The following is a 3,501-nucleotide window of genomic DNA, read 5'->3' as shown; positions in this document are numbered from 1 at the left end:
TCTTGGCCTGCGCGGTGCCCGAGGAGCCGGAGACGATGGCGCCGGCGTGGCCCATCGTCTTGCCCTCCGGCGCGGTGAACCCGGCCACGTAGCCGACGACCGGCTTGGTGACGTTGTCCTTGATGTAGGCCGCGGCCCGCTCCTCGGCGTCGCCACCGATCTCGCCGATCATCACGATCGCCTTGGTGTCGGGGTCGGCCTCGAACGCGGCGAGGGCGTCGATGTGGGTGGTGCCGATGATCGGGTCACCGCCGATGCCGATGGCGGTGGTGAAGCCGTAGTCCTTGAGCTCGTACATCATCTGGTAGGTCAGCGTGCCGGACTTGGAGACCAGGCCGACCGGGCCACTGCCCGAGATGGTGTGCGGCGTGATGCCGGCCAGGGACTCTCCCGGCGTGATGATGCCGGGGCAGTTGGGCCCGATCATCCGGGTCGACTTGCCCTCCAGGTAGGCCCAGACCTCGGCCGAGTCCTGGACCGGCACGCCCTCGGTGATCACGACGAGCAGGCCGATGCCGGCGTCGATCGCCTCGATGCAGGCGTCCTTGGTGAAGGCCGGCGGCACGAAGAGGACCGACACGTCGGCGCCGGTCTTCTCCATCGCCTCCGAGACGCTCCCGAAGACCGGCAGGTCCTTGCCGCCGAGCTCGACGCTCGTGCCGGCCTTGCGGGCGTTGACGCCACCGACGATGTTGGAGCCGGCCTCGACCATGAGGGTGGTGTGCTTGGAGCCCATCCCGCCCGTCATGCCCTGGACGATGATCTTGGAGTCCTTGTTCAGGTAGATGCTCATGTTGTTGTCCCCCGTCCTCAGGCGTTCGCCAGCTCGGCGGCCTTGTCGGCCGCGCCGTCCATGGTGTCCACCGTGGTCACCAGCGGGTGGTTGAGCTCCTCGAGGATCGCGCGACCCTTGTCGACGTTGTTGCCGTCGAGCCGTACGACGAGCGGCTTGGTCGCCGCGTCGCCCAGGATCTCCAGGGCACCCTTGATGCCGTTGGCGACCTCGTCGCACGCCGTGATGCCGCCGAAGACGTTCACGAACACGCTCTTGACCTGCTCGTCGTTGAGGATCACGTCGAGGCCGTCGGCCATCACCTGGGCGTTGGCGCCGCCACCGATGTCGAGGAAGTTGGCGGGCTTGACGCCGCCGTGGGCCTCACCGGCGTACGCGACGACGTCGAGGGTCGACATGACCAGGCCCGCGCCGTTGCCGATGATGCCGACCTCGCCGTCGAGCTTGACGTAGTTGAGGCCCTTGGCCTTCGCCTTGGCCTCGAGGGGGTCGGCGGCGTCCTTGTCCTCGAACGCGGCGTGGTCCTCGTGACGGAACTCGGCGTTCTCATCGAGCGAGACCTTGCCGTCGAGCGCCTCGAGCTTGTCACCGGCCAGGCGAGCCAGCGGGTTGACCTCGACCAGGGTGGCGTCCTCCTCGACGAAGGTCTTCCACAGGTTGAGCACGGTCGTGACGGCCTGCTCGGTGAGCGCCTCGGGGAAACCGGTCTCCGCGACGATCTCGCGGGCCTTGGCCTCGTCGACCCCGGTGCCGGCGTTGATCGGGATCTGCTTGATGGCGTCGGGGTTGGTCTCGGCGACCTCCTCGATCTCGACACCACCCTCGATGCTGGCGATGCAGAGGTACTGACGGTTGGAGCGGTCGAGCAGGAACGAGAAGTAGTACTCCTCCTCGATCGTCGCAGCCGGAGCGATCAGCACCCGGTGGACGGTCAGGCCCTTGATCTCCATGCCGAGGATCGCGGTGGCGTGCTCCTCGGCCTCGTCGGGCGTCTTGGCCAGCTTGACGCCGCCGGCCTTGCCTCGTCCGCCTGCCTTGACCTGGGCCTTGACGACACAGACCCCGAGCTTCTCCGCGGCAGCGCGGGCCTCGGCCGGCGTGGTCGCGACGATGCCCGGGGCTCCCGGTACGTCATGCTTGGCGAAGAGCTCCTTCGCCTGAAACTCCATCAGATCCACTGGTCCACCATGTCCTCATTTGTCGAGTGCGCGGCCTGATCAGACCGCGGATGTATGTGGGTTTCTCCGTGCGGCACCCTAGTCCTGCCCTGAGACGGGTGGTTGACGTGGTCCACGATGGGCGCCACGTGCGACGCACGTCACAGGGGCACGGGCAGGACGCACGGCGTCGTGGTCCAGGGTTGTGGAGTTCCGGAGCGGGCGTGCCCAGCCGTCGGGCACAATGACGCCGGACCTGATTTAGGGGGTCCGTGATCAATCCGTTACAGTCTCCGCCATCCCCCGAACGGGTGGCTTGCACGCCGCCTCGTCCTCAACGCTTCGGAGTTCACTGATCCATGGGTAGTCACCGAGCCGAACGCCCCGCGCGCACCGGCCTGTCGGAGACCCCACAGCCGACCCCGTACGTCGGTCGCCGCTGCGCCGTGCGATCCGAGCACGCTGCCAGCGCGGAGACGACCACGTCCCTGCCGCGGGTCACCGCGTCACTGGCGGACGACGTGACGGCAGAGCTTCCGCTCGTTCGCAGCCAGACGCCCGGGAAGCGCAAGGCCGTCAAGCACGCCGGCTCGCGCGGCCCCCTGTTCCGCGGGCTGCCCTCGCCGCCCGTCCTGCTCGGCGTCGCGACCCTCGCGATCGCGGTCAGCGGCGTGGTCGTGTCCGGCACGGACACCACCACCCAGCTCACCAGCGGTGATCGCGGCGACGCCCAGGTCCGCGCCGCTGGGGCAGCCGGTGGTGTCAGCGCCATCGGGAGCGTCGACACGTTGCGTGGTCGCCAGACCAGCCGGTCCGCCTCGCGCGACGACGGGACCCAGACCGACGACAAGCTCATCAAGGCCGCCGAGGCGCAGGTCGAGGTCCGCAGCGAAGAGCTCGGTCAGCTCGCGGCCGAGGTGGAGCAGCAGGCCAAGAAGCTCGCCGACAACCGGTGGGTCATGCCGCTGACCCCCGTCGTCCTCACGGCACGTTACGGCGAGTACGGCCTCTGGTCGAGCTATCACACCGGGCTCGACTTCAACGGCAACACCGGCGACCCGATCAGCGCGATCGCCGGCGGCGTCGTCACGTTCGTGGGCTACGACGGCGCCTACGGCAACAAGACGGTCGTCACGCTCGAGGACGGCACCGAGATCTGGTACGCCCACCAGACGAGCCAGTACGTCTCCATCGGCGAGAACGTCGCCGCCGGAGAGGTGATCGGCACGGTCGGCTCGACCGGCAACGTGACCGGCTCGCACCTGCACGTCGAGGTCCGCCCCGGCGGCGGCGACCCGGTCGACCCCTACGCGGCCATGGTCGTCAACGGCGTCACCTTCTAGCGGCTGCCTGCCGCTGCTGCTCGGCTCACCGCGTCTCGACACGCCGGCTCTCCGCCTTCGCAGGCTCGGGCTGCGACGGCTTGCTCGACGACCAATGAAGTCGTCGCGACTTCGTCGCTCCTCGCCGCTGCATCTCGGCTCACCGCGTCTCGTCACGCCGGTTCGCTGCCCTCGCAAGCTCGGGCTGCGACGGCTCGCTCCACGAGCA

Annotated in this window: 3 protein-coding genes; 1 reads left to right on the top strand and 2 read right to left on the bottom strand. The window is 68.8% G+C overall.

Annotation, left to right across the window (positions count from 1 at the left end; translation table 11 throughout):
• Together sucD and sucC are read right to left on the bottom strand one after the other, a co-directional pair.
• The coding region (gene sucD / locus Q1K33_RS19900; protein WP_300406538.1) for a succinate--CoA ligase subunit alpha at window positions 1-793 on the bottom strand (793 nt) is incomplete at its 3' end.
• Between the two features lie 17 nt (window positions 794-810).
• Complete coding sequence (gene sucC, locus Q1K33_RS19895) at window positions 811-1,971, bottom strand: ADP-forming succinate--CoA ligase subunit beta (protein WP_300406536.1); 1,161 nt, start codon at window positions 1,969-1,971, stop codon at window positions 811-813.
• Between the two features lie 425 nt (window positions 1,972-2,396).
• On the opposite strand from sucC, the gene Q1K33_RS19890 reads away from it, so the two are divergent.
• On the top strand, window positions 2,397-3,293 hold the full coding sequence (locus Q1K33_RS19890) for a M23 family metallopeptidase (RefSeq protein ID WP_300406534.1): 897 nt from the start codon (window positions 2,397-2,399) through the stop codon (window positions 3,291-3,293).
• The last annotated feature ends 208 nt before the right edge of the window (window positions 3,294-3,501 follow it).

Source organism: Nocardioides sp. (assembly GCF_029937575.1).
In the GTDB taxonomy this organism is placed as follows: domain Bacteria; phylum Actinomycetota; class Actinomycetes; order Propionibacteriales; family Nocardioidaceae; genus Nocardioides.
Note: the sequence above shows the minus strand (reverse complement) of the source record. Positions and strands in the feature narration are given on the sequence as shown.